At 40.1% G+C, this 26750-nt stretch carries 31 protein-coding genes and 1 other annotated feature; all 31 genes read left to right on the forward strand.

Features of this window, described 5'->3' with window-relative positions:
• Position 1 precedes the first annotated feature (1 nt).
• The 31 genes from ACTWQM_RS18705 to rplE all read left to right on the forward strand — a co-directional run bounded on the left by ACTWQM_RS18705 (position 2) and on the right by rplE (position 26749).
• Positions 2-511 carry an NYN domain-containing protein gene (locus tag ACTWQM_RS18705; protein WP_443259679.1) on the forward strand — a complete coding sequence of 170 codons (510 nt, stop codon included), beginning with the start codon at positions 2-4 and terminating at the stop codon, positions 509-511.
• Positions 512-1459: 948 nt separating this feature from the next.
• A complete protein-coding gene (gene sigH / locus ACTWQM_RS18710; protein WP_443259680.1) occupies positions 1460-2119 on the forward strand; it encodes an RNA polymerase sporulation sigma factor SigH in 660 nt (219 codons plus the stop codon).
• 60 nt (positions 2120-2179) lie between these two features.
• Entirely contained in the window at positions 2180-2329 is a 150-nt protein-coding gene (rpmG, locus tag ACTWQM_RS18715) for a 50S ribosomal protein L33 (protein WP_375054016.1), read from the forward strand.
• 34 nt (positions 2330-2363) lie between these two features.
• Positions 2364-2543: a preprotein translocase subunit SecE gene (gene secE / locus ACTWQM_RS18720; protein ID WP_092494528.1), complete on the forward strand. Its 180-nt coding sequence runs from the start codon at positions 2364-2366 to the stop codon at positions 2541-2543.
• 245 nt (positions 2544-2788) lie between these two features.
• Positions 2789-3322 (forward strand): transcription termination/antitermination protein NusG, encoded by a 534-nt coding sequence (gene nusG, locus ACTWQM_RS18725; RefSeq protein ID WP_443259681.1) that lies wholly within the window; start codon positions 2789-2791, stop codon positions 3320-3322.
• 178 nt (positions 3323-3500) lie between these two features.
• Positions 3501-3926 (forward strand): 50S ribosomal protein L11, encoded by a 426-nt coding sequence (gene rplK / locus ACTWQM_RS18730; protein WP_375054015.1) that lies wholly within the window; start codon positions 3501-3503, stop codon positions 3924-3926.
• A gap of 138 nt (positions 3927-4064) precedes the next feature.
• On the forward strand, positions 4065-4763 hold the full coding sequence (rplA, locus tag ACTWQM_RS18735) for a 50S ribosomal protein L1 (RefSeq protein ID WP_443259682.1): 699 nt from the start codon (positions 4065-4067) through the stop codon (positions 4761-4763).
• A 48-nt stretch (positions 4764-4811) separates the two neighbouring features.
• Positions 4812-4961: a sequence feature (ribosomal protein L10 leader region), on the forward strand.
• A 36-nt stretch (positions 4962-4997) separates the two neighbouring features.
• Complete coding sequence (gene rplJ / locus ACTWQM_RS18740; protein WP_443259683.1) at positions 4998-5507, forward strand: 50S ribosomal protein L10; 510 nt, start codon at positions 4998-5000, stop codon at positions 5505-5507.
• A 65-nt stretch (positions 5508-5572) separates the two neighbouring features.
• The gene (rplL, locus tag ACTWQM_RS18745) at positions 5573-5938 is read left to right on the forward strand and encodes a 50S ribosomal protein L7/L12 (RefSeq protein WP_443259684.1); all 366 of its coding nucleotides are present in this window, start codon (positions 5573-5575) and stop codon (positions 5936-5938) included.
• 90 nt (positions 5939-6028) lie between these two features.
• Positions 6029-6631, forward strand: a complete 603-nt coding sequence (locus ACTWQM_RS18750; RefSeq protein ID WP_443259685.1) for a class I SAM-dependent methyltransferase — start codon at positions 6029-6031, stop codon at positions 6629-6631.
• A gap of 537 nt (positions 6632-7168) precedes the next feature.
• Positions 7169-10705, forward strand: a complete 3537-nt coding sequence (gene rpoB / locus ACTWQM_RS18755; protein ID WP_443259686.1) for a DNA-directed RNA polymerase subunit beta — start codon at positions 7169-7171, stop codon at positions 10703-10705.
• A 96-nt stretch (positions 10706-10801) separates the two neighbouring features.
• Positions 10802-14413: a DNA-directed RNA polymerase subunit beta' gene (gene rpoC / locus ACTWQM_RS18760; protein WP_443259687.1), complete on the forward strand. Its 3612-nt coding sequence runs from the start codon at positions 10802-10804 to the stop codon at positions 14411-14413.
• A 132-nt stretch (positions 14414-14545) separates the two neighbouring features.
• A complete protein-coding gene (locus ACTWQM_RS18765; RefSeq protein WP_375054029.1) occupies positions 14546-14797 on the forward strand; it encodes a 50S ribosomal protein L7ae-like protein in 252 nt (83 codons plus the stop codon).
• 140 nt (positions 14798-14937) lie between these two features.
• Positions 14938-15354: a 30S ribosomal protein S12 gene (gene rpsL / locus ACTWQM_RS18770; RefSeq protein WP_443259688.1), complete on the forward strand. Its 417-nt coding sequence runs from the start codon at positions 14938-14940 to the stop codon at positions 15352-15354.
• A gap of 35 nt (positions 15355-15389) precedes the next feature.
• Positions 15390-15860 (forward strand): 30S ribosomal protein S7, encoded by a 471-nt coding sequence (gene rpsG / locus ACTWQM_RS18775; protein WP_092494517.1) that lies wholly within the window; start codon positions 15390-15392, stop codon positions 15858-15860.
• A gap of 40 nt (positions 15861-15900) precedes the next feature.
• Entirely contained in the window at positions 15901-17979 is a 2079-nt protein-coding gene (fusA, locus tag ACTWQM_RS18780; protein WP_443259689.1) for an elongation factor G, read from the forward strand.
• A 123-nt stretch (positions 17980-18102) separates the two neighbouring features.
• Complete coding sequence (tuf, locus tag ACTWQM_RS18785) at positions 18103-19293, forward strand: elongation factor Tu (RefSeq protein WP_443259690.1); 1191 nt, start codon at positions 18103-18105, stop codon at positions 19291-19293.
• 1091 nt (positions 19294-20384) lie between these two features.
• Positions 20385-20693: a 30S ribosomal protein S10 gene (gene rpsJ, locus ACTWQM_RS18790; protein ID WP_375054002.1), complete on the forward strand. Its 309-nt coding sequence runs from the start codon at positions 20385-20387 to the stop codon at positions 20691-20693.
• Between the two features lie 29 nt (positions 20694-20722).
• Positions 20723-21352 carry a 50S ribosomal protein L3 gene (gene rplC, locus ACTWQM_RS18795; RefSeq protein WP_443259691.1) on the forward strand — a complete coding sequence of 210 codons (630 nt, stop codon included), beginning with the start codon at positions 20723-20725 and terminating at the stop codon, positions 21350-21352.
• A gap of 26 nt (positions 21353-21378) precedes the next feature.
• A complete protein-coding gene (rplD, locus tag ACTWQM_RS18800; RefSeq protein ID WP_443259692.1) occupies positions 21379-22002 on the forward strand; it encodes a 50S ribosomal protein L4 in 624 nt (207 codons plus the stop codon).
• Complete coding sequence (gene rplW, locus ACTWQM_RS18805) at positions 22002-22289, forward strand: 50S ribosomal protein L23 (protein ID WP_092494511.1); 288 nt, start codon at positions 22002-22004, stop codon at positions 22287-22289. The genes rplD and rplW overlap by 1 nt, the downstream gene beginning before the upstream one ends.
• Positions 22290-22320: 31 nt before the next feature.
• Positions 22321-23151, forward strand: a complete 831-nt coding sequence (gene rplB / locus ACTWQM_RS18810) for a 50S ribosomal protein L2 (RefSeq protein ID WP_443259693.1) — start codon at positions 22321-22323, stop codon at positions 23149-23151.
• A 57-nt stretch (positions 23152-23208) separates the two neighbouring features.
• Positions 23209-23487: a 30S ribosomal protein S19 gene (rpsS, locus tag ACTWQM_RS18815; RefSeq protein WP_443259694.1), complete on the forward strand. Its 279-nt coding sequence runs from the start codon at positions 23209-23211 to the stop codon at positions 23485-23487.
• 18 nt (positions 23488-23505) lie between these two features.
• Positions 23506-23847 (forward strand): 50S ribosomal protein L22, encoded by a 342-nt coding sequence (gene rplV / locus ACTWQM_RS18820; RefSeq protein ID WP_092494508.1) that lies wholly within the window; start codon positions 23506-23508, stop codon positions 23845-23847.
• A 3-nt stretch (positions 23848-23850) separates the two neighbouring features.
• The gene (gene rpsC / locus ACTWQM_RS18825) at positions 23851-24492 is read left to right on the forward strand and encodes a 30S ribosomal protein S3 (RefSeq protein ID WP_443259695.1); all 642 of its coding nucleotides are present in this window, start codon (positions 23851-23853) and stop codon (positions 24490-24492) included.
• Positions 24493-24510: 18 nt separating this feature from the next.
• Positions 24511-24945 carry a 50S ribosomal protein L16 gene (gene rplP, locus ACTWQM_RS18830; protein WP_092494506.1) on the forward strand — a complete coding sequence of 145 codons (435 nt, stop codon included), beginning with the start codon at positions 24511-24513 and terminating at the stop codon, positions 24943-24945.
• Complete coding sequence (gene rpmC / locus ACTWQM_RS18835) at positions 24935-25135, forward strand: 50S ribosomal protein L29 (RefSeq protein ID WP_375053995.1); 201 nt, start codon at positions 24935-24937, stop codon at positions 25133-25135. Before rplP ends, rpmC begins: the two co-directional genes overlap by 11 nt.
• A 23-nt stretch (positions 25136-25158) precedes the next feature.
• The gene (gene rpsQ / locus ACTWQM_RS18840; RefSeq protein ID WP_092494505.1) at positions 25159-25422 is read left to right on the forward strand and encodes a 30S ribosomal protein S17; all 264 of its coding nucleotides are present in this window, start codon (positions 25159-25161) and stop codon (positions 25420-25422) included.
• 42 nt (positions 25423-25464) lie between these two features.
• Positions 25465-25833, forward strand: coding sequence for a 50S ribosomal protein L14 (gene rplN / locus ACTWQM_RS18845; protein ID WP_375053994.1), 369 nt, complete (start codon positions 25465-25467; stop codon positions 25831-25833).
• Between the two features lie 38 nt (positions 25834-25871).
• On the forward strand, positions 25872-26183 hold the full coding sequence (gene rplX, locus ACTWQM_RS18850; RefSeq protein ID WP_092494503.1) for a 50S ribosomal protein L24: 312 nt from the start codon (positions 25872-25874) through the stop codon (positions 26181-26183).
• A gap of 26 nt (positions 26184-26209) precedes the next feature.
• On the forward strand, positions 26210-26749 hold the full coding sequence (gene rplE, locus ACTWQM_RS18855; protein WP_443259696.1) for a 50S ribosomal protein L5: 540 nt from the start codon (positions 26210-26212) through the stop codon (positions 26747-26749).
• The last annotated feature ends 1 nt before the right edge of the window (position 26750 follow it).

Genomic DNA, 26750 nt, shown 5'->3' on the forward strand with positions numbered 1-26750 from the left:
GATGTTTATACTAGTAGTTGACGGTTATAATATCATCGGAGCGTGGGAAGAACTGCAGAAACTTAAGGAAAAAGATATCGGACAGGCGCGGGACAGGTTAATTGAACGTATGGCAGAATATCAGTCATATTCAGGTTCCCGGGTTATCATTGTATTTGATGCTTACTACGTAAAAGGTATTGAAAGCAAGCATAAATCATACAAGGTTGAGGTTATTTACACAAAAGAAAATGAAACAGCCGACGAGTGTATTGAAAGGCTTGTTAAGGGACTGAAGAATGTTAAAAATCAAGTGTATGTCGCAACTTCAGACTATGCAGAACAGCGAACTATTTTTGGGCGTGGAGCTTTACGGAAGTCAGCGAGAGAATTATATATTGAATTCAAGGATATTGAAAGAGAGATTGAAAAAGATATAGAAGTTCACAAGCAGGTACAACCTAAAATTAAAATCCCATTAAGAAAAGAAGTACAAGAAAAATTTGAAAAGTGGAGACGAGGGGGCAAGTGATCCTGGTTCTCCGCTTTTTTGCGTTTAATAAACCAACATGGCTACCGAGTGTCCGCTGAAAAAACAAAAGGCTTGAAAATATGTATTTAATTAATTCAACTTTTCGCAGCGTAAATGAACGCACGCATAAACCTTGAAGGAATAAGAAAGGTTGAAGATACACCACTTGAGTTAACTTTGGATCAACGGTACGTATTTGATATAAAATGCGGAGTAGACTGAAGGTAACCGATTGGTAGTATTTAGTGTAGTTCTCTAACCACGCAGTTGGAATATACTCGCTTTCCGTGGGCTCACCACGAGCCTCCGACGCACAGGACGTGCTAGTGCAGACGTTGTCACAGGACGTGGCGTACTTAGTCTGCCTTGCTCGCAAAGAACGCTCCCTGTGGGGTCTCTTAGGATCGCTGTCCCACAGGAGTCTTGCATATTCCAACTGCTAGTTTAGTGGTATAAAATCTTGTTTTATAAGTTCTAGTGAGCAAAACCCAGCGGAATGTATTCCCGGAGCGGTGTCATAGCACTCAGCTATTTTTCCATGTTACTTCGCACTTTATATCCTATGTTTACAAAAAATTTATCAATGTTGTTTAGAAAACTTAACATTCGCCAATCCTTAATGGCGAATGCCTTAGTTTATGCAGTAAGAAAGGATTTATACTTTCTTGACTGCCAATGCAAACAAGTAAAATCGTTCTGAGATTATCAAGATAGCTGTTTGAACATATTCTATAGATGTAAAAATTGAGTAATTAATTCTTTTATAAAGCAGTTAAAGAATCTCCGTGGTTCCGCAACGCGCAGTTATTATCTATATTGCCTTTGTAAAACCCCCTTTTAACAACCGGACAAGTTTTCTAGTAATTACCAGATAGTATTGACGTTAGTAAAGCGCTTACTGTATAATACGTTTAAATTGACTACACTGTAGTCGGGGGGTCATTTTTGGTGAGTGTCAAGCTAGCAGCAGAAAAGAACCAAAGCCTAAAGACGCTGGATGATGATAGTATTATCCTTCTTGTGCATGAAGGGAATAGTCAAGCACTGGATTTTTTAATAAATAAATATATCAGTTTTGTACGAGCTAAAGCACGGACTTATTTCATTATTGGCGCAGACAAAGAGGATATTATACAAGAAGGCATGATAGGGCTGTATAAGGCAATTCGCGACTATGATGGGGACAAGCTATCATCATTTAAAGCGTTTGCCGAACTTTGTGTGACCCGACAAATTATTACAGCAATTAAAACAGCTACACGACAAAAACATATACCTCTTAATTCGTATGTATCACTTGATAAACCAATTTATGACGAAGAATCAGATAGGACTTTGCTGGATGTTGTAGCTGGGTCAAAGGCAATTGATCCACAGGAATTACTCGTAAACAGAGAAAAATTTGGTGATATGGAAACTAGATTGTCAGAATTACTTAGCGAGTTAGAGAAAGAAGTATTGCGATTATATCTCGATGGACAAACTTATCAGGAGATTTCAGTCAAATTAAAACGTCACGTGAAATCGATAGATAATGCTTTGCAGCGGGTGAAACGTAAACTCGAACAACTCCTGGAATCGAATGAAACAGCACATAACAGCCATTGACACATCGAGGGAACCGTGCTACAGTTATATGAGTAAAAAACCCTAAAATGGGGTGATATAGTGAATAAAAAGATAACATTAGCGTGTGCAATTTGTTCCAATAGAAACTATACAACTAGTAAAAATGTATCCACACAACCTATGCGTATGGAAGTGAAAAAGTATTGCAAAACATGTGGGAAGCATACATTGCACCGTGAGACGAAATAATAGCACTCTTCGGGTAGAGTTTGGGGGTACAAGCATGAATCTTGTTCAATTTTTTAAGAATGTATCTCGGGAAATGAAAAAGGTAAGTTGGCCAAAAGGTCGTGAATTGACTAGTTACACAATAACCGTTATTTCAACAGTAGTGTTTGTGGCATTGTTTTTCACAGTAATAGATCTTGGCATTTCCGAAATTTTAAGTTCATTCTTTGAATAATTAAGCTATAAATATGTTATAATGGAATATAATATTTCGATTAAAAAAAACCCGGTGTAAACGGGTTTTTTAATATTGCAATACTTTTGGGCAGTTAGAAAGTGTAAACACTTTCCTGCTGTACAAGTGTAACTAGAGATTTCGCCATTAAGGCCTGGCTGGCAACAATAAGCCGGAGTTTTCAAGGGGTAACTTTAAAGTTTTAAGCTAAGGGAGGGAAGGGCAAGTAAATTTGTCCTGCTGAAATGGAAAAAAATTGGTATGCAGTTCATACATATTCGGGGTATGAAAACAAAGTAAAAACAAATTTAGAGAAACGTGTGGAATCGATGGGCATGGAAGATAGAATCTTTCGTGTGATCGTGCCTGAAGATGAAGAAACGGAAATTAAAAACGGCAAGAAAAAAGTTGTTAAAAAGAAATTCTTCCCTGGGTATGTTCTGGCAGAGATGGTCATGACTGATGATTCATGGTATGTTGTTCGAAATACACCTGGCGTAACCGGATTCGTGGGATCAAGTGGACATGGAACGAAACCGACATCGCTTTTACCTGACGAGGTAGATGCAGTTCTGAAGCGTATGGGAGTAGCCGAACCTGTTATGCAGATTGACTTTGAAATAAAAGAAAATGTACGAGTCAACGATGGACCGTTCACAAACTTCACAGGAACAATTGAGCATATTGATGTTGATAAGCAAAAAGTTAAGGTACATGTTAATATGTTCGGGCGTGAGACACCAGTTGAACTGGATTTCTCGCAGATTGAAAAATTATAAAAGGAATAGTTTATGGCTGTTTTATAAAAGTGTTTCAACAAAACCTTGCATAATTTTATGATTCATGCTAAAATTCTTTTGTTATTTATGTTCTCGATATTCGAGGGAAATGGCTAATAATGAGTGGGAGGGGAATTTCCCCAATTACCACATCACGGACTTTAAGGAGGTGTGTCTCGTGGCTAAAAAAGTAATCAAGTTAGTTAAATTACAAATTCCAGCTGGTAAAGCAAACCCAGCACCACCAGTAGGGCCGGCTTTAGGCCAAGCAGGTGTTAATATCATGGGATTCTGTAAGGAATTTAATGCGCGTACGCAAGATGATGCTGGTATGATTATTCCGGTTGAAATCACGGTATTTGAAGACCGTTCATTTACATTTATCACTAAAACCCCACCCGCTGCTGTATTGTTGAAAAAAGCAGCTGGTATTGAAACAGCTTCAGGTGAACCAAACCGTAATAAAGTTGCTACTGTTAAGCGTGATAAAGTACAGGAAATTGCGGAAACAAAAATGCCTGATTTAAACGCCGCTGATCTAGAAGCAGCGATGCGCATGGTTGAAGGAACTGCACGCAGTATGGGCATTACGATTGAAGACTAATGTCTAACAATTTTTAATATGTATAGGTTGCGGAAATGGATTACCATCCATCGCAACCTTTTTGCAAGCTATAAAAGTATTCGTGCTTTTATAAGTGGGAGGTCTTACCGCTATAACCACAATTGAGGAGGAAACAAAATGGCTAAAAAGAGTAAACGACTTCAAGAAGCTGCTAAGCTTGTTGATCGTACGAAATCATATGAAGTAGAAGAATCTGTTGCATTGTTGAAAGAAACAGCAAAAGCAAACTTTGATGAAACTGTAGAAGCAGCATTTCGTTTAGGTGTAGACCCTAAGAAAGCTGATCAGCAAATTCGTGGAGCAATGGTATTGCCGCATGGTACTGGTAAAACACAACGTGTACTAGTATTTGCAAAAGGTGATAAAGCGAAAGAAGCTGAAGAAGCTGGAGCAGATTATGTTGGAGAACAAGATCTAATCAATAAAATCAACCAAGGTTGGTTTGAGTTTGATGTAATTGTTGCAACTCCCGACATGATGGCTGAAGTTGGTAAACTTGGTCGTGTATTAGGACCAAAAGGACTAATGCCTAACCCGAAAACCGGCACAGTTACGTTTGAAATTGAAAAAGCTGTTAACGATATTAAAGCTGGTAAAGTGGAATATCGTGTTGATAAATCAGCTAACATTCATGTTCCAATTGGAAAAATTTCATTCGACAATCAAAAATTAATCGAAAACTTTGAAGCAATTACAGAAGCACTTGTGAAAGCTAAGCCACAAGCTGCTAAAGGTATCTACATGCGTAATGCATCCGTGACTTCAACAATGGGACCTGGAATCAAAGTAGATATCTCAAGTTATGTTCGCGGCTAATTTGCTGTTGACATTCTAACAACAATTAGGTATACTAAATTGCGTTGTAAAAATGAATACGTTGTACCGTAGACAGTAGGTGCGAGCAATCGCTTAATTTCCTGCCGAGGTGTTTAAAAGCAGATTAAATGATCGTTGTTGATTATAAATTTGTCATAAAAGCCTCCATGTCTACATGGGGGCTTTATTAGTCTCGTTATCGGTAACGTTAAAACGTTAATAGGAGGTGGAACAATGTCCAATAGCAATATTATTGAACAAAAACAACAACTCGTACAAGAGATTGCTTCTAAATTTCGTGACAGCCAATCTACTTTGCTAGTAGATTATCGTGGTCTTGATGTAGCGGAAGTAACAGAATTGCGTAAGCAGCTTCGTGAAGCCGACGTTGAATTCAAAGTTTACAAAAACTCAATGGCTCGTCGTGCTGCGGATGCTGTAGAACTAGGGGAGTTATCAGATACATTGGTTGGCCCAACTGCAATTGCATTTAGTAATGAGGATGTAGTGGCACCAGCTAAAATTTTGAATAACTTCGCAAAAGATCATAACGAACTAGAAATTAAAGGTGGCGTAATTGAAGGTCAGGTTGCATCACTAGAGCAAATTAAAGAACTTGCCGATCTGCCAAATTACGAAGGTATGGTATCTATGCTTCTTAGCGTATTACAAGCACCTATCCGTAACCTTGCTTACGCAACACAAGCAATTGCAGATCAAAAAGAAGAAGAACAAGGTGCATAAATTGCCTCTAGTGCAATTTGGCATTCCGGAAATATTAAATTAAAAGAAAAATGGAGGAATATATCATGACTAATGAACAAATCATTGAAGCGGTTAAAGAAATGTCTGTTTTAGAACTAAACGATCTTGTTAAAGCAATTGAAGAAGAATTTGGTGTAAGTGCTGCAGCTCCAGTTGCTGCTGCCGGTGCTGCTGGTGGAGCAGAAGAAGTTGAAGAACAAACTGAATTTGACGTAGTACTTGAAAGTGCTGGAGATTCAAAAATTAAAGTAGTTAAAGCTGTTCGCGAAATTACTGGTCTTGGTCTTAAAGACGCAAAAGACCTAGTAGACAACGCTCCTAAAGCAGTTAAAGAAGGTACTTCTAAAGAAGACGCTGAAGAAATCAAAGGCAAGCTTGAAGAAGTTGGAGCATCAATCGAAGTTAAGTAATATTATTTTTTATGAAAAGAGCTCGTCGGAATATACGACGGGCTCTATATATATTTATTTCTTCAGAATACACACAAAGTAGGTGCCCTAATGTCAGAGCATTACTTTTCGCAAAATCCTCAATCTAAAAGTTCACCCAAGAAATGGAATTACCAATTAAGGGGCAAAGTTTACACATTTGAAAGTGATTATGGTGTTTTTTCGAAAAATGAAGTGGACTTTGGCTCACGTTTACTGATTGAAGCATTTAAAGAACCATTGATAACAGGCGATTTTCTAGACCTGGGTTGTGGTTATGGCCCAATTGGAATTACATTAGCAGATTGTTATAATGACCGAACCATGATTTTGACAGATATTAACGAACGCGCTATCAACCTTGCCCAAAAAAATGCCGACTATAATAATGTAGTAAATACAGAATTTGTGCAAAGTGATCGTTTTAGTAATCTAACAAACCGTTCATTTGCTGCTATAGTGACTAATCCACCGATTAGAGCAGGAAAAAAAGTAGTTCATCAAATGTTTGAAGACAGCAAGAATGCTCTATTAAAAGATGGTCAATTGTGGGTAGTTATTCAGAAGAAGCAAGGCGCCCCGTCAGCTAAAGCAAAATTAAATGAATTATTTGAGAATGTTGAGGTAGTTCAGCGGGATAAAGGGTATTTTATATTGAAGGCTACAAATGATTGACCTTATAATTTACATGTGTTAATATAGTAAAATGCTAACATGGGACTTCCTTTGTCAAGGGGAAATTTCATGAGAAATGAAACGTATAATTCATTGGTAATCGGAGACACTGTTAAAATCCCAAAAATTAAACACATTGTCAAAAGGCTATTTTCGCAGTTTAAGACTGTGAGAGTGTTTAAAGTCTACACTCCAAGGTGATAAGGGTTTCGGGGAAGGTAAAACATGCTTTCAGGAAACCTATTAACGATAAGTCGTGTTTTCTAATATTTTTAATTATATCACATTATAGCGTGTTATATTACTGATGAATGATTTTTTTTACTTGTATAACTCCGAATTACAAGTTTGTTCAGCATGTTTTGCGGATGGTGGCAATTGGCTATCGTTGATTCGCATTAACACAAAAATAGGATTCAAAAAACAACTGATTTAAGCACTATTTAATCAGTTCGTTTTTGCTAAATATTATTAGTCATTTTTCAACAGGGCGTATTAACGCTTTATGAGAAATGCTTGATTTGAGGGGTGAAGTTGTTGACAGGTCAACTAGTTCAGTATGGACGGCACCGCCAACGCAGGAGCTATGCGCGTATTAGCGAGGTGTTAGAATTACCAAATCTAATCGAGATTCAAACCGCTTCTTATGAGTGGTTTTTAGAAGAAGGTTTGAGAGAAATGTTTAAGGATATTTCTCCTATTGAGGATTTTACAGGCAACCTTTCGCTGGAATTTGTAGATTACAGTCTGGGGGAACCAAAATATCCTGTAGATGAATCAAAAGATCGAGATGTCACGTATAATGCTCCGCTTCGCGTGAAGGTTCGTTTAATCAATAATGAGACCGGTGAAGTAAAAGAACAAGAAGTATTCATGGGTGATTTCCCACTTATGACAGACACAGGTACATTTATCATAAATGGGGCTGAACGTGTCATCGTTTCCCAGCTTGTACGTTCACCTAGTGTTTATTATAACGAAAAATTCGACAAAAATGGTAAACGCGGTGTTACAGCAACGGTTATTCCGAATCGTGGTGCATGGCTGGAGTTTGAAACAGATGCCAAAGATGTCGCATATGTAAGAATTGATCGCACACGTAAATTGCCAATCACGGTACTTTTACGTGCACTTGGTTTTGGTTCAGATCAGGAAATCATCGATCTGCTGGGTGAAAGCGAGTACCTTAAGAATACATTGGAAAAAGATAATACCGAAACAACGGATAAAGCCTTGTTAGAAATTTATGAACGTCTGCGCCCTGGTGAACCACCAACAGTAGATAATGCCAAGAGTTTACTGGTTTCACGTTTCTTTGATCCGAAGCGTTACGACCTGGCACATGTAGGTCGCTATAAAATGAATAAAAAGCTGGATATTAAAAACCGCCTGTTTAATCAGGTGCTGGCTGAACCAATTGTCGATCCGGAAACTGGCGAAGTTCTAGCACAAAAAGGTGATAAATTAGAGCGGAAACTGCTTGATAAGATAATTCCTTATTTGGAAAAAGATGAAGAGAAACTCGGTGAAAAAAGCGTTGAACTGCAGGAAAGTGTTCTTGAAGACCCGATTCTTGTACAATCCATTAAAATAGTAGACCCTACTGATCCAAGTGGTGAAAGAGAATTGAATGTTGTTGGCAATGCTGGTGTGGACAGAGACGTTAAGAATATAATGCCTGCTGACATTCTATCAGCGGTCAATTATTTCTTTAACCTACTGCACCATGTTGGAGGCACAGATGACATAGACCATCTGGGTAACCGCAGACTTCGTTCTGTTGGGGAGTTATTACAAAATCAATTCCGTATTGGGTTGTCTCGTATGGAACGTGTTGTGCGTGAAAGAATGTCGATTCAGGATACGTCCAGTATTACACCACAACAACTAATAAATATTCGACCTGTGATTGCATCGATTAAGGAATTTTTCGGTAGTTCACAGTTATCACAATTTATGGACCAAACAAATCCATTAGCAGAATTAACGCATAAGCGTCGTTTGTCTGCCTTGGGACCAGGTGGTTTAACACGTGAGCGTGCAGGATTCGAAGTTCGTGACGTTCACTATTCTCACTATGGTCGAATGTGTCCGATTGAGACACCAGAGGGGCCGAATATCGGTTTAATAAACTCGTTGTCAAGTTATGCGAAAGTTAATGAATTTGGCTTTATCGAAACGCCGTATCGCAGGGTTGATCCTGAAACAGGCAGAGTAACAGCACGAATTGATTACCTTACAGCAGATGAAGAGGATAATTACATTGTAGCTCAGGCTAATGCTCGTTTAAACGAAGATGGTAGTTTTACAGACGAGGAAGTAATTGCTCGTTTCCGTGGTGAGAACACAGCTGTACCACGTGAACAACTTGATTACATGGATGTATCTCCTAAACAAGTTGTTTCTGCTGCAACAGCATGTATTCCATTCTTGGAAAACGATGACTCAAACCGTGCGTTAATGGGAGCTAACATGCAACGTCAAGCAGTACCATTGTTGCAACCTGAAGCCCCTGTTGTTGGAACCGGTATGGAATATGTGTCTGGGAAAGACTCAGGCGCGGCAATTATTTGCAGTAATGATGGTGTTGTTGAACGTGTAGAAGCAAAAGAAGTTCATGTTCGTCGTGTTTCTGAAGTAGACGGAAAAGAAGTTAAAGGTGATTTAGACACTTATCGTTTGCAAAAATATATTCGTTCGAACCAAGGAAGCTGTTACAACCAACGCCCTATCGTAAGCGAAGGAGATCGTGTTACAAAAGGCGAAATCCTTGCAGATGGTCCTTCAATGGAAGATGGGGAACTAGCGTTAGGCCGAAATGTCCTAACAGGCTTCATGACTTGGGAAGGTTATAACTACGAAGATGCGATCATCATGAGCGAACGACTTGTGAAGGATGACGTTTATACTTCAATTCATATAGAAGAGTACGAATCTGAAGCTCGTGATACAAAACTCGGGCCAGAGGAAATTACCAGAGATATTCCGAATGTTGGCGAGGATGCCTTGAAGGATCTGGATGAAGAAGGGATCATTCGTGTAGGTGCTGAAGTCACGGATGGTGATATCCTGGTTGGAAAGGTTACGCCTAAAGGGGTAACTGAACTATCTGCTGAAGAACGTTTATTACATGCAATATTTGGCGAAAAAGCACGTGAAGTTCGTGACACATCTTTACGAGTACCCCATGGTGCTGGCGGAATTGTTCTGGATGTTAAAATCTTCAACCGTGAAGATGGCGATGAACTCCCACCAGGTGTTAATCAGCTTGTCCGAGCATATATTGTTCAGAAGCGTAAGATATCTGAAGGTGATAAAATGGCTGGGCGACATGGTAACAAAGGTGTTATTTCCAAAATATTGCCTGAAGAAGATATGCCGTTCTTACCAGATGGGACACCAATCGACATTATGCTTAACCCATTAGGTGTACCATCGCGTATGAATATCGGACAGGTGTTCGAAATGCACTTGGGTATGGCTGCACGTCAGCTTGGTCTCCATGTTGCAACACCAGTATTTGATGGTGCCTCAGAGCAAGATGTATGGGATACTCTGGAAGAGGCAGGAATGCCAAAAGACGCTAAGTCGATTTTATATGATGGAAGAACGGGAGAGCCGTTTGATAATCGTATATCAGTAGGTGTCATGTACATGATTAAACTTGCGCACATGGTCGATGACAAGTTACACGCTCGTTCAACAGGTCCATATTCACTTGTGACACAGCAACCACTAGGCGGGAAAGCACAATTTGGTGGACAGCGTTTCGGTGAAATGGAAGTTTGGGCACTTGAAGCGTACGGTGCCGCTTATACACTTCAGGAAATCCTGACGGTTAAATCAGATGATATTGTCGGTCGTGTCAAAACGTATGAGTCAATCGTTAAAGGTGATAATGTTGCCGAACCAGGTGTACCAGAATCCTTTAAAGTCCTTATTAAGGAATTACAGAGTCTTGGTATGGACGTTAAGATGCTCGCAAGCGATGAATCTGAAATAGAGATGCGTGACCTCGAAGAAGAGGAAACGCAAGCAGCAAGCAAACTGAACTTAGAAGTAGAAGGCAACTAAAAATAACGGAGTGCTGACTCTATGCCGGGTCAGCACCTCCATCTATATAATTCTAAGTAAATGGTAAAATCGGACACTAAAAGGGAGGTAGGCCCCTTGCTAGATGTAAATAACTTTGAGTATATGAAAATAGGTTTAGCTTCATCAGAAAAAATACGCTCTTGGTCATACGGCGAGGTCAAAAAACCAGAAACGATTAACTACCGCACATTAAAACCAGAGAAAGATGGTTTATTTTGTGAACGGATTTTCGGCCCACAGAAGGACTGGGAATGTCATTGCGGGAAATATAAGCGTGTACGGTATAAAGGCGTTGTTTGTGATCGATGTGGTGTAGAAGTTACGAAAGCTAAAGTACGTCGTGAGCGTATGGGTCATATTGAACTAGCTGCACCCGTTTCACATATCTGGTATTTTAAAGGAATCCCGAGTCGAATGGGTCTTGTATTAGATATGTCACCACGTGCGTTAGAAGAAGTAATTTATTTTGCTGCATATATTGTTACAGAAACAGGCGATACACCATTAGAGAAAAAACAACTTCTATCTGAAAAAGAGTATCGTGCATATTATGACAAATATGGCAAAACATTCAAGGCGCAAATGGGTGCTGAAGCGATTCGCAAGCTTTTGCAGGATATCGACCTTGAAAAAGAAGTTGAAACATTGCAGGAAGAGCTGAAAACAGCTCAAGGACAACGCAGAACCCGTGCGATCAAACGTTTAGATGTTTTAGAGGCATTTCGCCATTCAGGTAATGATACTTCATGGATGGTTCTTGATGTTCTTCCAATTATTCCACCAGAAATTCGCCCAATGGTACAGCTTGATGGTGGACGCTTTGCCACATCCGATCTGAACGATTTATATCGTCGTGTTATTAACCGTAATAATCGTTTGAAACGTTTATTGGATCTTGGTGCACCAAGTATTATTGTGCAAAACGAGAAACGTATGCTGCAGGAAGCTGTTGACGCATTGGTTGACAATGGTCGTCGCGGCCGTCCTGTTACAGGCCCAGGAAACAGACCGTTAAAATCCTTATCTCATATGTTAAAAGGTAAGCAAGGCCGTTTCCGTCAGAATCTACTTGGTAAACGTGTAGACTATTCCGGTCGTTCGGTAATTGTTGTAGGTCCAAGTCTGAAAATGTATCAGTGTGGTTTGCCGAAAGAAATGGCGCTTGAGTTATTTAAGCCATTTATTATGAAAGAACTCGTTGAAAGAGGAATAGCTCATAATATTAAATCAGCAAAACGCAAAATTGAACGCGTGCATCCAGATGTTTGGGATGTATTAGAAGAAGTAATTAAAGAGCACCCTGTATTGCTTAACCGTGCTCCAACATTGCACCGTTTGGGTATTCAGGCGTTCGAACCTACATTGGTAGAAGGGCGGGCAATTCGCCTTCACCCATTAGTGTGTACAGCTTATAACGCTGACTTTGATGGTGACCAAATGGCGGTCCACGTGCCACTATCAGCTGAGGCACAAGCCGAGGCACGTATTCTAATGCTTGCTGCTCAAAACATTTTGAATCCAAAAGATGGTAAACCTGTTGTAACACCATCACAGGATATGGTATTAGGAAACTATTACGTGACACTAGAACGTGAGAATGCAATCGGAGAAGGAAGCGTATTTAAAGATCTCGATGAGGCGCTGATAGCTTATCAAAATGGCTATGTTCATTTACACACAAGAGTTGCCGTGCAGGCATCCAGCTTGAACAAAAAATCATTTACTGATGAACAGCAGACCCAATTGTTAATAACGACAGTAGGTAAGCTTATCTTTAATGAGATATTACCGGAATCGTTCCCGTATATTAACGAACCAACAAATGACAACCTGGAAATTAAGACGCCAGGAAAGTATTTTGTTGAAAAAGGAACAAATATTGGAGAAGAAATTAAAACACGTGAAATTATTCCTCCATTTAAGAAAGGAATACTTGGAGATATAATTGCTGAAGTGTTTAAACGGTTTAAAATTAGCGAAACATCGAAAATGCTTGACCGCATGAAAGACCTTGGATTCAGTTATTCCACAAAAGCGGGTATGACTGTTGGTGTATCTGATATCGTTGTATTAGCTGAAAAACAAACTATAATTGAAAAGTCACAAACTAAAGTTGATACTGTATCTAAACAGTTCAGACGTGGTTTGATTACTGACGAAGAGCGTTATGACCGAGTTATAGCTATTTGGTCTAAAGCAAAAGACGATATTCAGGAACGATTAATGCAATCACTTAACCCAAGAAACCCAATATTTATGATGAGTGATTCAGGTGCAAGAGGTAACGCATCTAACTTTACACAGCTTGCAGGTATGCGTGGTTTAATGGCCAACCCGGCTGGTAAAATCATTGAATTACCGATCAAATCAAGTTTCCGTGAAGGGTTAACAGTATTGGAATACTTTATTTCTACACACGGTGCTCGTAAAGGGCTTGCCGATACAGCACTAAAAACAGCTGACTCTGGTTACTTAACCCGTCGTCTGGTGGATGTAGCGCAGGATGTAATCATTCGCGAAGATGATTGTGGTACAGACCGCGGATTAACTGTCTCAGCATTGACAGATGGAACGGAATTAATCGAACCACTGTTGGATCGCCTAATCGGACGTACAGCATTTGAAAAGGTTAGTCATCCTGAAACAGGCGAAGTCATTGTCGATACCAATGAAGTTATTTCAGAAGACCAAGCGAAACAAATTATTGAAGCAGGGCACGAGCAGGTATTAATAAGAACTGCCTTCACATGTAATACAAAACATGGCGTTTGTAAGAAATGCTATGGTCGTAACCTAGCAACTGGCGATGAGGTAGAAGTTGGTGAAGCGGTAGGTATTATTGCTGCACAATCTATTGGTGAGCCAGGTACACAGCTTACTATGCGTACATTCCACACAGGTGGGGTTGCAGGAGACGATATTACTCAAGGTCTACCGCGTATTCAGGAACTGGTTGAAGCGCGTCATCCTAAAGGGCAGGCAGTTATCAGTGAAGTTCACGGTACTGTCCATGAAATAAAAGAAGTGAAAGATAAGCAGGAAATTGTTGTTCAAGGTGATGTAGAACAACGTTCCTATCCTGTTCCGTACAATGCGCGCATGAAAGTGACTGTTGGTGATGAAGTGGCTGCCGGTCAAGAACTTACAGAAGGTTCTGTTGATCCAAAAGAACTTCTTCGTGCACAAGGCGTTCAGGGTGTTCAATCTTACTTGTTACGTGAAGTGCAGCGTGTTTACCGCATGCAAGGTGTTGAAATCGGGGATAAACACGTAGAGGTAATGGTTCGCCAGATGCTTCGTAAAATTCGTGTTGTTGAATCCGGAGATACAAATGTACTTCCTGGGTCATTACTCGAAATTCACCAATTTAAAGAAGCAAACAATGCAGTATTACAGGAAGGAAAACAGCCAGCTGTTGGTAAACCTGTATTACTGGGAATCACAAAAGCGTCACTGGAAACTGATTCATTCTTATCAGCTGCATCCTTCCAGGAAACAACTCGTGTGTTAACGGATGCTGCTATTAAAGGTAAACGTGACGAACTGCTAGGACTTAAAGAGAATGTTATTATTGGTAAACTGGTTCCTGCCGGGACAGGGATGAACCGTTACCGAAAAATCAAATCATCTTTAGATCAGCCAAAAGAAAATGAAGAAGAGCAAGAAGAAACAGAAACGGTAAAATAACCATTTTTAAAACAAGTGACTAAAATTCGGAAGCACTTAAAAATAGTAAAATTTCAGTTGACATTAAAAAACGAGAATGATACTATATTTAAGGTGTTTCCGATTCTACTTGTTACTTTGGAGGATATGCTAATGTCTTATGAAAAAGTAACTCAGGTTCAAACACAGTTGATAATCGGAACGAAGCAAACACTTAAAGCTATGAAAAATGGTGATGTAAGTGAAGTTTTTATTGCTGATGATGCAGACCAACAAATCACACAAAAGGTAGAGCGTTTAGCTAATGAGCTGGATGTGCCTTGTCACCGTGTTGATTCGATGGAACGACTAGGCGCTGCTTGCGGCATAGACGTTGGTGCATCGACAGTAGCAGTAAAACAATAGAGGTTTTGGCGAAGATTTTCGCGAAGGCTTTGTTTTTTGCTAAAGGATGAACCACCTGGATATGTGGGATTACAAATAACCAAAAATTGGGTGGCAACTGGTTTTTACTAGTTTATAAACAAGAAGGGAGGATAACAATTATGCCTACAATAAATCAACTTGTACGTAAAGGTCGTGTGAACAAACCAAAAAAGTCTGACTCTCCTGCACTAAATAGAGGGTACAACAGCTTTAAGAAAAGAGCTACAGATGAAAATTCACCACACAAACGTGGCGTTTGCACACGTGTCGGTACATTAACTCCGAAGAAACCGAACTCTGCACTTCGTAAGTATGCGCGTGTTCGTTTGTCAAACAACATGGAGGTAACTGCATATATTCCTGGAATTGGACACAATCTACAGGAGCACAGTGTAGTATTGATCCGTGGCGGTCGTGTTAAAGACTTACCTGGTGTTCGTTACCACATTGTACGTGGGGCGCTTGATACCGCTGGTGTACAAGGCCGTGCACAAGGTCGTTCTAAATATGGTGCAAAAAAACCTAAAAAGAAATAATATTATAATATAGATATAGGAAAGGAGGGGGACATATGCCACGTAAAGGACCAGTACCTAAACGCGATGTCTTGCCAGATCCGCTTTATAATTCAAAGCTAGTTACACGTTTAATCAATCAAATCATGATAGACGGTAAAAGAGGTAAAGCACAAAAAATTCTTTATAATGCGTTTGAACTTGTTGCAGAAAGAAGTGGACAAAACGCAATGGAAGTCTTTGAACAAGCAATGAAGAATGTAATGCCAGTACTTGAGGTTCGTGCACGTCGTGTTGGTGGTTCAAACTACCAAGTACCGATGGAAGTACGCCCAGAACGCCGTCAAGCACTAGGTTTACGTTATGTTGTTAATTACTCACGTCTTCGCGGAGAAAAAACTATGGAAGAGCGACTTGCTAATGAAATTCTTGACGCTTCCAACAACACAGGTTCATCAGTTAAAAAACGCGAAGAATTGCATAAGATGGCTGAAGCAAACAAAGCATTTGCTCACTATCGCTGGTAATAAAACAAAATAAAGATTTTAACAGGAAGGAGAAGAATACATGGCTAGAGAGTTCTCCTTGGAAAAGACGCGTAATCTTGGTATTATGGCACACATTGATGCAGGTAAGACCACTACTACTGAGCGTATTCTTTTCTATACAGGACGTATTCATAAAATTGGTGAAACTCACGAAGGCGCTTCTCAAATGGACTGGATGGAGCAGGAACAAGAGCGCGGAATCACAATCACATCTGCAGCAACTACTGCTCAATGGAAAGGTTATCGTATTAACATCATTGATACTCCAGGACACGTTGACTTCACAGTAGAAGTGGAACGTTCACTGCGTGTACTTGATGGGGCGGTAACTGTTCTTGATGCGCAATCAGGTGTGGAACCACAAACCGAAACTGTATGGCGCCAGGCAACGACTTACGGTGTGCCTAGAGTGGTATTCATTAACAAAATGGATAAAGTGGGCGCGGATTTCCTTTACTCCACTAATACACTTAAAGAACGTTTAGGTGCTAATGCTCATCCAGTTCAGCTACCAATCGGTGCTGAGGATGATTTTGAGGGTATTATTGACCTCATTACAATGGAAGCTTACTATTATCTTGATGATCTTGGTACTCGTGCAGAATCGCGCGAAATTCCAGCAGAATATAAAGAAAAAGCAGAAGAACTGCGTGCTAGCTTAGTAGAAGCTGTATCTGAGCTTGACGAAGAGCTTATGATGAAGTATCTAGAAGGAGAAGAAGTCTCCAATGAGGAACTTAAAAAAGCAATTCGTACGGCTACACTAAACATTGAGTTTTACCCTGTATTTGTTGGTTCAGCATTTAAAAACAAAGGTGTTCAACTAATGTTGGATGGTGTAATTGACTATCTGCCAGCACCAACTGATGTACCTCCAATTGAAGGGAAAATACCTGGTACGGAAGAGCAAGTAGTTCGTGAGTCATCTGATGACGCACCTTTTTCTGCACTGGCATTTAAAGTAGCGACAGACCCATTCGTTGGTAAGTTAACATTCTTCCGCGTATATTCCGGGACATTATCTGCTGGTACTTATGTTAAAAACTCAGTAAAAGATAAGCGTGAACGTGTAGGACGGATCCTGCAAATGCACGCAAATTCCCGTGAAGAGATATCGACTGTATATGCCGGAGAGATTGCCGCCGGAATTGGTTTGAAAGATACATCAACAGGGGATACACTTTGTGGTGAAAAGGATCTTGTAGTCTTAGAGTCAATGGACTTCCCGGAACCGGTAATCGGTGTTGCAATTGAGCCTAAAACAAAAGCTGACCAAGATAAAATGGCAATTGCTTTAGGTAAACTTGCTGAAGAGGATCCAACATTCAGAACAGAAACAGACGTAGAAACTGGTCAAACCATTATATCTGGTATGGGTGAGCTTCACCTTGACATTATCGTTGATCGTCTGAAAAGAGAATTCAAAGTAGATGCAACAGTTGGTGCGCCACAGGTAGCATACCGTGAAACATTCCGAGGATCAGCTGAAGTTGAAGGTAAATTTGTACGTCAGTCTGGTGGTCGTGGACAATACGGTCACGTTTGGGTTAAATTTGAGCCAAACGAAGAGGGTGCAGGCTTCGAATTTGCGAATAAAATCGTTGGTGGTGTTGTACCACGTGAATACATCGCATCTGTTGAACATGGTATTAGAGAATCAACAGCGAATGGTGTATTAGCTGGTTACCCATTAATCGATATTAAAGCAACTTTATATGATGGAAGCTATCATGATGTAGACTCGAACGAGATGGCATTTAAAATAGCTGGGTCAATGGCTTTAAAGGCTGCTAAAAATAAATGTCAGCCAGTTCTTTTAGAGCCTATGATGAAAGTGGAAATTGTTATCCCTGAAGAATACATGGGAGATATCATGGGTGATGTTACTTCTCGTCGTGGACGTGTAGAAGGAATGGAACCACGTGGACCAGCACAGCTTGTTAAATCATTTGTTCCACTTTCAGAAATGTTCGGTTATGCAACTGCATTACGTTCAAATACGCAAGGCCGTGGGACATTCACAATGCACTTTGATCACTATGAACAAGTACCAAAAAGCATTTCAGAAGAAATAATCAAGAAAAATTCTGGTGAATAATTGATTTTTTTGTAATTCTGAAGTATAACTTTTATTGAAGGCTAAGAGATAACATTAATCGTTATTTCTTAGCTGGACATATAAAATAAAATAAACTTTTACTTATTTAAGGAGGAACTATAAATGGCTAAAGAAAAGTTCGATCGCTCAAAAAGTCACGTTAACATTGGTACAATTGGACACGTTGACCATGGTAAAACGACATTAACTGCTGCAATTACTACTACATTGCACAAACAATCTGGTGAGGGTACTGCAATGGCATTTGACCAAATCGACCATGCTCCAGAAGAAAGAGAACGTGGTATTACAATCGCAACATCTCACGTTGAGTACGAAACAGAAACTCGTCACTATGCTCACGTTGACTGCCCAGGACACGCTGACTATGTTAAAAACATGATCACAGGTGCAGCGCAAATGGATGGTGCAATTCTAGTTGTATCTGCTGCTGATGGTCCAATGCCACAAACACGTGAACACATCTTGCTTTCACGCAACGTTGGTGTTCCGGCAATTGTTGTTTTCCTTAACAAAACAGATATGGTAGATGACGAAGAATTACTAGAACTAGTTGAAATGGAAGTTCGCGATTTATTAACAGAATATGACTTCCCTGGTGACGATATCCCAGTAATTAAAGGTTCTGCACTTAAAGCTCTTGAAGGAGATGCAGATTACGAAGAAAAAATCTTCGAACTTATGGCTGCGGTTGATGAGTATATTCCAACTCCAGAACGTGACAATAACAAGCCGTTCATGATGCCAGTTGAGGATGTATTCTCAATTACTGGCCGTGGAACAGTTGCAACTGGCCGTGTTGAACGTGGATCAATTAAAGTTGGTGACGATATTGAGATTATCGGTCTTGCTGAAGCACCATCAAAAAGTACTGTAACTGGTGTTGAAATGTTCCGTAAGCTTCTTGATTACGCTGAAGCAGGTGACAATATTGGTGCACTTCTACGTGGGGTATCACGCGATGATATCAACCGTGGTCAAGTACTAGCTAAACCAGGTTCAATCACACCACATACAAATTTTAAAGCAGAAGTTTATGTTCTATCTAAGGAAGAAGGTGGACGTCATACTCCATTCTTCGCTAACTACCGTCCACAGTTCTACTTCCGTACAACTGACGTAACTGGAGTTATTCAACTTCCAGAAGGAGTAGAAATGGTAATGCCTGGTGATAACATCGAAATGGATGTTGAGCTAATTTCAAAAATCGCTATTGAAGACGGTACTCGTTTCTCAATCCGAGAAGGCGGACGTACTGTTGGGTCAGGCGTCGTAACTTCAATTCAAAAATAATTATAGTTTAGATTAAAAGCAGACAGCGTGACGACGCTGTCTGCTTTTTAGTTACGCTCTTTTCGGCAGGTAAGAAAGTAACTTGGCTGTCGAATGCGCAGCAACCATTTGTCATGAAAATTATTTTTTATATAGCCAATTTGAGGTTAACGGACACCAGGGACCTTATTTGGCAAAGCCCACGAAAATGGTGGTGTTTTCGGACACCAAGGACCTAATTTCACACATATAACAGTTAAATAATCATGATATATGATTCAATAGTACAGATTTCTAAATCACAGGCTTCTTTCTTCCAACAATAGAAAATTACGTAAAAATTGGTATACCATTTCGGAACGAGGATCCGTTTCGACTGTTTGGCGGATCCTCATTCCGTTATTTCCCTAAAAACCCTCGTTTCGAGTCTGGGTTCGGATCCTCGTTCCGCTATTTGTCATTTTCAACTCAAAATTTGCTGATTTCCATCTATTAGCGGAATGAGGATCCGTCTCACTCCCCCAAGAGTACCTTTTATACTATTTAGCGGAATGAGGATTCATCTCAATTGTTCTGTCGGATCCTTGTTCCGTTATTTCAGCGAAAACCCTCGTTTAAGCTTGGGTTCAGACCATCATTCCGAGTGGCAAACTTCATACCTCAAGGTACGCGTAGTAAATTTCCGGCGAGTTATTATGAGTTGGTAAAAGTGCCTGGCATTTGCGGTAATTCTCGAGATACATCAAATGATAACTCAATAATAAAATGAGAGATTAAGTTGAGTGGTCACGCACCCAAAACCCGCTCAACAGAACTTAATTAGACCATATTGGAATCCGATTTCCGGTTTCAGCAAATTTCTACAAAAAAATTTCCTCAACTCCTTGCAATCAGTGGAATATGTTTGTATAATACATAGATGTGCAATCAAATTGTTATTTATAAAAAAAGGTTGCATTGACCACGTTTTTTCTTTATAATATTAATGTTGGTCCAAAAAAGGCGATGAAGTGAAAGGTTGTTGACACACCCGGCCCCTTTGCCATGGCGGATGGTCAAGAAATTTTCACGGAGAATGTCTGTTATAAAATGGGCGAAAAGGAGGGAAAATAATGGCAAAAGAAAAGATTAGAATTCGATTAAAAGCATATGATCACCGTATTTTAGATCAGTCCTCTGAAAAGATTGTAGATACAGCGAAACGTTCTGGTGCAAATGTTTCTGGACCGATTCCGTTGCCTACAGAAAGATCTGTTTACACTGTATTACGTGCCGTGCACAAATACAAAGATGCTCGTGAGCAGTTCGAAATGCGTACTCATAAGCGCTTGATCGACATTGTTAATCCAACACCACAAACGGTTGATTCACTAATGCGTCTTGACTTACCATCTGGTGTGGATATTGAAATTAAATTATAAATTATTGAATTATATAGGAGGTGTAACGGATGACGAAAGGAATCTTAGGTCGTAAAATCGGCATGACTCAGTTATTTTCTGACGAGGGAGAATTAGTCCCGGTAACAGTTGTTCAGGCTGAGCCAAACGTAGTATTACAAAAAAGAACACTTGAAAATGATGGCTATGAAGCACTACAAATCGGTTTTGCAGATGAAAAGGAATCACGTACAAACAAAGCGGAAAAAGGCCATGCTGATAAAGCAAACACAGCCCCTAAGCGCTGCGTTCGTGAATTCCGTAACGCAAATCTTGATGAATATGATGTTGGTCAAGAGATCAGTGTTGATATTTTTCAGACTGGCGATAAAGTAGATGTTACCGGAACTTCTAAAGGGAAAGGTTTCCAAGGGGTTATCAAACGCCACGGACAACAACGCGGACCGTCAACTCACGGGTCCCATTTCCATAGATCGCCAGGTGCAATGGGTGTAATTGACCCAATGCGTGTTTTCAAAGGTAAGAAACTTCCAGGTCAAATGGGTGGTAGACAAATCACTATTGAAAACCTTGATATTGTAAAAGTAGATACTGAACGCAATCTTCTTTTAATCAGAGGTAATATTCCTGGTGCAAAAAAATCATTCGTAAGAATTGCGAGTGCATTAAAGGCTAACTAATCATATACACGAAGGGAGGATATGTCATGCCTAAAGTAGCACTATTAAAACAAGACGGATCGAAAGCCGGAGATTTTGAATTAAATGACTCCGTATTCGGTATCGAACCGAACAAACATGTTTTGAATGAAGCAGTACTAATGCAACGTTCATCACTACGTCAAGGCACACATGCTGTTAAGAATCGTTCACAAGTTCGCGGCGGCGGTGCTAAACCGTGGAGACAAAAAGGAACAGGTCGTGCACGTCAAGGTTCAACCCGTTCACCGCAATGGGTAGGTGGCGGAACAGTTTTTGGTCCAACACCACGTAGCTATAGCTACAAATTACCGAAAAAAGTACGTCGACTAGCTCTTAAGTCTGCACTTTCTTCAAAAGCAAAGGAAGAGGACTTAATTGTAGTGGAAAACATTGCAATTGATGCTCCAAAAACAAAAGAAGTAGTACAGATGCTAAATGCGCTTAATGCAGATAAAAAAGTATTAATCGTTACAGCTGACAGAGATGAAACAGTAGTTCGCTCTGCAAATAATCTTCAGAAAGTAAATGTACTTACTGTAGAAGAAGTAAATGTACTAGACTTGCTTACGCATGACAAGCTGATCATAACCAAGGATGCAGCTGAAAAAGCAGGGGAGGTGCTTGCATAATGAAAGATCCACGTGATATTATAAAGCGCCCTGTCATTACAGAAGGTTCTGCTGACTTAATGGCAGAAAAAAAATATACGTTCGAAGTAACTCCAAAGGCAAATAAAACAGAGATTAAAGATGCTGTTGAACTAGTATTTGGTGTGAAGGTAGAAAAAGTAAACACTATGAATATTAAAGGTAAATTCAAGCGAATGGGCCGTTACGGCGGATACCGTTCAGATCGTAAAAAGGCTATTGTGCAGCTTTCAGAAGATAGTAAAGACCTAGACTTCTTTGAAGGTTAAATAGAGAAACTAGTGAAGGAGGGAAAACAAAATGGCTATTAAAAAATTCAGACCAACAACAAACGGCAGACGTTTCATGTCTTCATCTGACTTTGCAGAGGTTACTACGGATACTCCGGAAAAATCTCTATTAAGTTCAATTTACAAGCGTGGCGGTCGTAACAACCAAGGTAAGCTTACAGTTCGTCATAAAGGCGGAGGTCATAAGCGCCAATACCGCATCATCGACTTTAAGCGTGATAAAGATGGAATACCTGGACGCGTTGCTACAGTAGAATATGATCCGAACCGCTCAGCTAATATTGCATTAATTCATTATGCGGACGGAGAAAAGCGTTATATATTAGCGCCAAAAGGAATCAAAGTAGGACAGCGAATTGAGTCTGGTGAGCAAGCAGATATCAAATTAGGTAATGCTCTTGCACTTCAAAACATCCCGGTGGGTACCATCATCCATAACGTTGAGTTGAAGCCTGGACGTGGCGGACAACTTGTGCGCTCAGCTGGAGCTGAAGCACAAATCCTTGGTCGTGAAGATAAATATACGTTAGTACGCTTGAAATCAGGCGAAGTTCGCTTGGTATTATCTTCTTGTCGCGCAACAATTGGTCAAGTTGGAAACCTTGAACATGAGCTTATAACTATAGGTAAAGCTGGTCGTTCCCGTTGGTTAGGCAAGCGCCCGACTGTCCGTGGTTCTGTTATGAACCCTAATGATCACCCACATGGTGGTGGTGAAGGACGTGCGCCAATTGGACGCAAATCACCAATGTCACCTTGGGGTAAACCTACTCTTGGTTACAAGACGCGTCAGCGTAACAAACCTACAGATAAATATATCGTTCGTAAGCGTAAAAAATAAACGGATGAGACGACGGGCAATGAGATCCGTCGTTCAATTACGAAAGGAGGTTTATCCATGGGTCGTAGCTTGAAAAAGGGACCTTTTGCAGATGACCATCTATTGAAAAAGATCGATACGTTAAATGAATCTGACAAGAAACAAGTTGTTAAATCTTGGTCTCGTCGTTCAACAATTTTCCCTACTTTTGTTGGTCATACGATTGCTGTATATGACGGACGTAAACACGTGCCTGTCTATGTAACAGAAGATATGGTCGGACATAAATTAGGTGAATTCGCGCCAACCCGTTCTTTTAGAGGACACGGTGGCGATGATAAGAAAACAAAACGCTAATGAGAGGAGGCGCTCCACATGCAAGCTAAAGCCGTTGCGAAATCTGTTCGTATTGCTCCTCGTAAAGTTCGTTTAGTCGTAGATTTGATTCGAGGAAAAGAAGTTGGTGAAGCAGTAGGAATACTACGCCATACACAACGTGGTGCTTCTCCAGTTGTAGAAAAAGTACTAAATTCTGCAATTGCGAATGCGGAACACAACTACGAAATGGAAGCAGATAATCTGGTAGTTTCTGAAGTATTTGTAAATGAAGGTGCTACATTGAAACGTTTTCGTCCACGTGCACAAGGACGTGCAAGTAAAATTAATAAACGCACAAGCCATATTACAGTGGTTGTAACTGAAAAGAAGGAGGGATAGTCAGTGGGTCAAAAAGTAAATCCAAAAGGTCTTCGCGTCGGTATCATTCGTGACTGGGAGTCAAAGTGGTATGCAGGTAAAGACTATGCAGACTTACTACATGAAGATATCAAGATTAGAGAATATCTTGAAAATCGCTTACGCATTGCTGCTGTTTCTTCTATCGATATCGAACGTGCAGCAAACCGTGTAAATATTACCATTAACACTGGTAAGCCAGGTATGGTTATTGGTAAAGGCGGTTCCGAAGTAGAAGCTCTACGTAAATCATTAAACAGTTTGACTGGCAAACGTGTTCACATTAACATCGTTGAAATCAAGAAAGTTGATTTAAACGCTGCATTAGTTGCTGATAACATTGCTCGTCAATTAGAAAATCGTATTTCATTCCGTCGTGCACAAAAGCAAACTATCCAACGTGCAATGCGCGGAGGAGCTAAAGGAATTAAAACACAAGTATCCGGACGTCTAGGCGGCGCAGACATCGCTCGTGCGGAACATTATAGCGAAGGAACAGTACCACTACACACATTACGTGCTGATATTGACTATGGCACAGCAGAAGCTGACACAACTTATGGTAAGTTGGGCGTTAAAGTGTGGATCTATCGTGGAGAAGTCCTTCCAACTAAAACTAACAAGTAAGGAAGGGGGAAATGCATTATGTTAATGCCTAAACGTGTAAAATATCGTAAGCAACATCGTGGTAAAATGAATGGCCGTGCTAAGGGTGGAACTACAGTAGCTTTTGGTGAATATGGTCTACAAGCACTTGAAGCTTCTTGGATTACAAGTCGTCAAATCGAGGCTGCTCGTATTGCAATGACTCGTTACATGAAACGTGGCGGTAAAGTTTGGATTAAAATCTTTCCTGACAAACCATATACTGCAAAACCCCTAGAGGTCCGTATGGGTTCCGGTAAAGGTGCTCCAGAAGGATGGGTAGCAGTAGTTAAACCAGGAAAAATCATGTTTGAAATCGCTGGTGTACCAGAAGAAGTTGCGCGTGAAGCGTTGCGTCTTGCTTCTCACAAACTGCCGATTCGAACTAAATTTGTAAAACGTGAAGAAATTGGTGGTGAAATCAATGAAGGCTAATGAAATTAGAGAACTAACCACTGCCGAAATTGAACAAAAAGTTAAATCGTTAAAAGAAGAACTATTTAATTTACGCTTTCAGCTAGCAACAGGCCAACTGGAAAACACCGCACGTCTTCGTGAGGTAAGAAAGTCTATTGCTCGTATGAAAACAGTTGTACGTCAACGTGAAGTAAGCGTGAATAACTGAAACAAGAGAGGAGGATAACCTCAATGACTGAGCGTAATGATCGTAAAGTATATACAGGCCGTGTCGTTTCAGACAAAATGGATAAAACAATTACTGTTTTAGTTGAAACCTACAAGTTTCATTCCTTATACGGTAAGCGTGTAAAGTACTCTAAAAAATTCAAAACACATGATGAAAATAATCAAGCTAAAAATAATGATGTTGTTCAAATCATGGAAACTCGTCCGCTATCAGCAACTAAACGTTTCCGTCTAGTTGAAATCGTTGAAGAAGCGGTAATAATATAACAAAGTTCGCTCGGAAGGTATCCGAAGGGAGGTCACAGCGATATGATTCAACAAGAAACTCGTTTAAAAGTTGCAGATAACTCTGGTGCACGTGAAGTATTAACCATTAAAGTATTGGGTGGTTCTGGACGTAAGACAGCTAATATTGGTGATGTAATTGTTTGTTCCGTAAAACATGCAACACCAGGTGGCGTTGTTAAAAAAGGTGAGGTTGTAAGAGCCGTTATCGTACGTTCAAAAACAGGAATGCGCCGTAAAGATGGATCATATATTCGTTTTGATGAAAATGCTGCCGTAATTATCCGTGATGATAAAGGTCCACGAGGTACTCGTATCTTCGGACCAGTTGCACGTGAATTACGTGATGCAAAATTCATGAAAATCGTATCTCTAGCTCCAGAAGTTCTATAAAGAGTAATGAAAAGCCTTGTCAAGGAGGTGCGTAAAGCATGCATGTAAAAAAAGGTGATAAAGTCAAAGTAATATCCGGTAAAGACCGCGACAAACAAGGTACTATTTTAGAAGCATATCCTAAGAAAGAACGTGTCTTGGTAGAAGGAATCAATATGATTAAAAAGCACGCAAAGCCTTCTCAAGACAATCCACAAGGTGGAATTCTTAACCAGGAAGCACCAATTCATGTTTCTAACGTAATGCCATTAGATCCAAAATCCGGTGAACCAACTCGCGTTGGATATGAAGATCGTGACGGAAAAAAAGTCCGCATCGCTAAAAAATCCGGTGAAGCATTAGATAAATAGTTTAGCGACGAAAGGAGGGCGACATGATGAATGAACTTAAACAAAAGTATCAAGACGACGTACTGCCGTCATTAATGAATAAATTTAACTATGATTCTGTAATGCAAGCACCAGCTGTTGAAAAGATTGTAGTAAACATGGGTGTTGGTGATGCAGTTCAGAATTCAAAAGCATTGGATAATGCAGTAGAAGAACTTGGACTAATTTCTGGGCAAAAACCGATGGTGACTCGTGCTAAAAAGTCGATTGCCGGATTTCGTTTACGTGAGGGAATGCCAATTGGAGCAAAAGTAACGCTTCGTGGCGAACGTATGCATGAATTCTTGCAAAAGCTTATTGCAGTTTCGCTTCCACGTGTTCGTGATTTCCGTGGTATTTCAAAGAAAGCATTTGATGGTCGAGGTAACTATACATTAGGTGTTAAAGAACAGCTAATTTTCCCAGAAATCAACTATGATAAAATAAGTAAAGTTCGTGGTATGGATATTGTTATTGTAACAAGTGCCAATACTGACGAAGAAGCACGTGAACTTTTAGCTCAGCTTGGCATGCCTTTCCGTAAGTAAG

It is taken from the genome of Virgibacillus sp. L01, from assembly GCF_052246775.1.
Lineage (GTDB): Bacteria > Bacillota > Bacilli > Bacillales > Amphibacillaceae > Lentibacillus.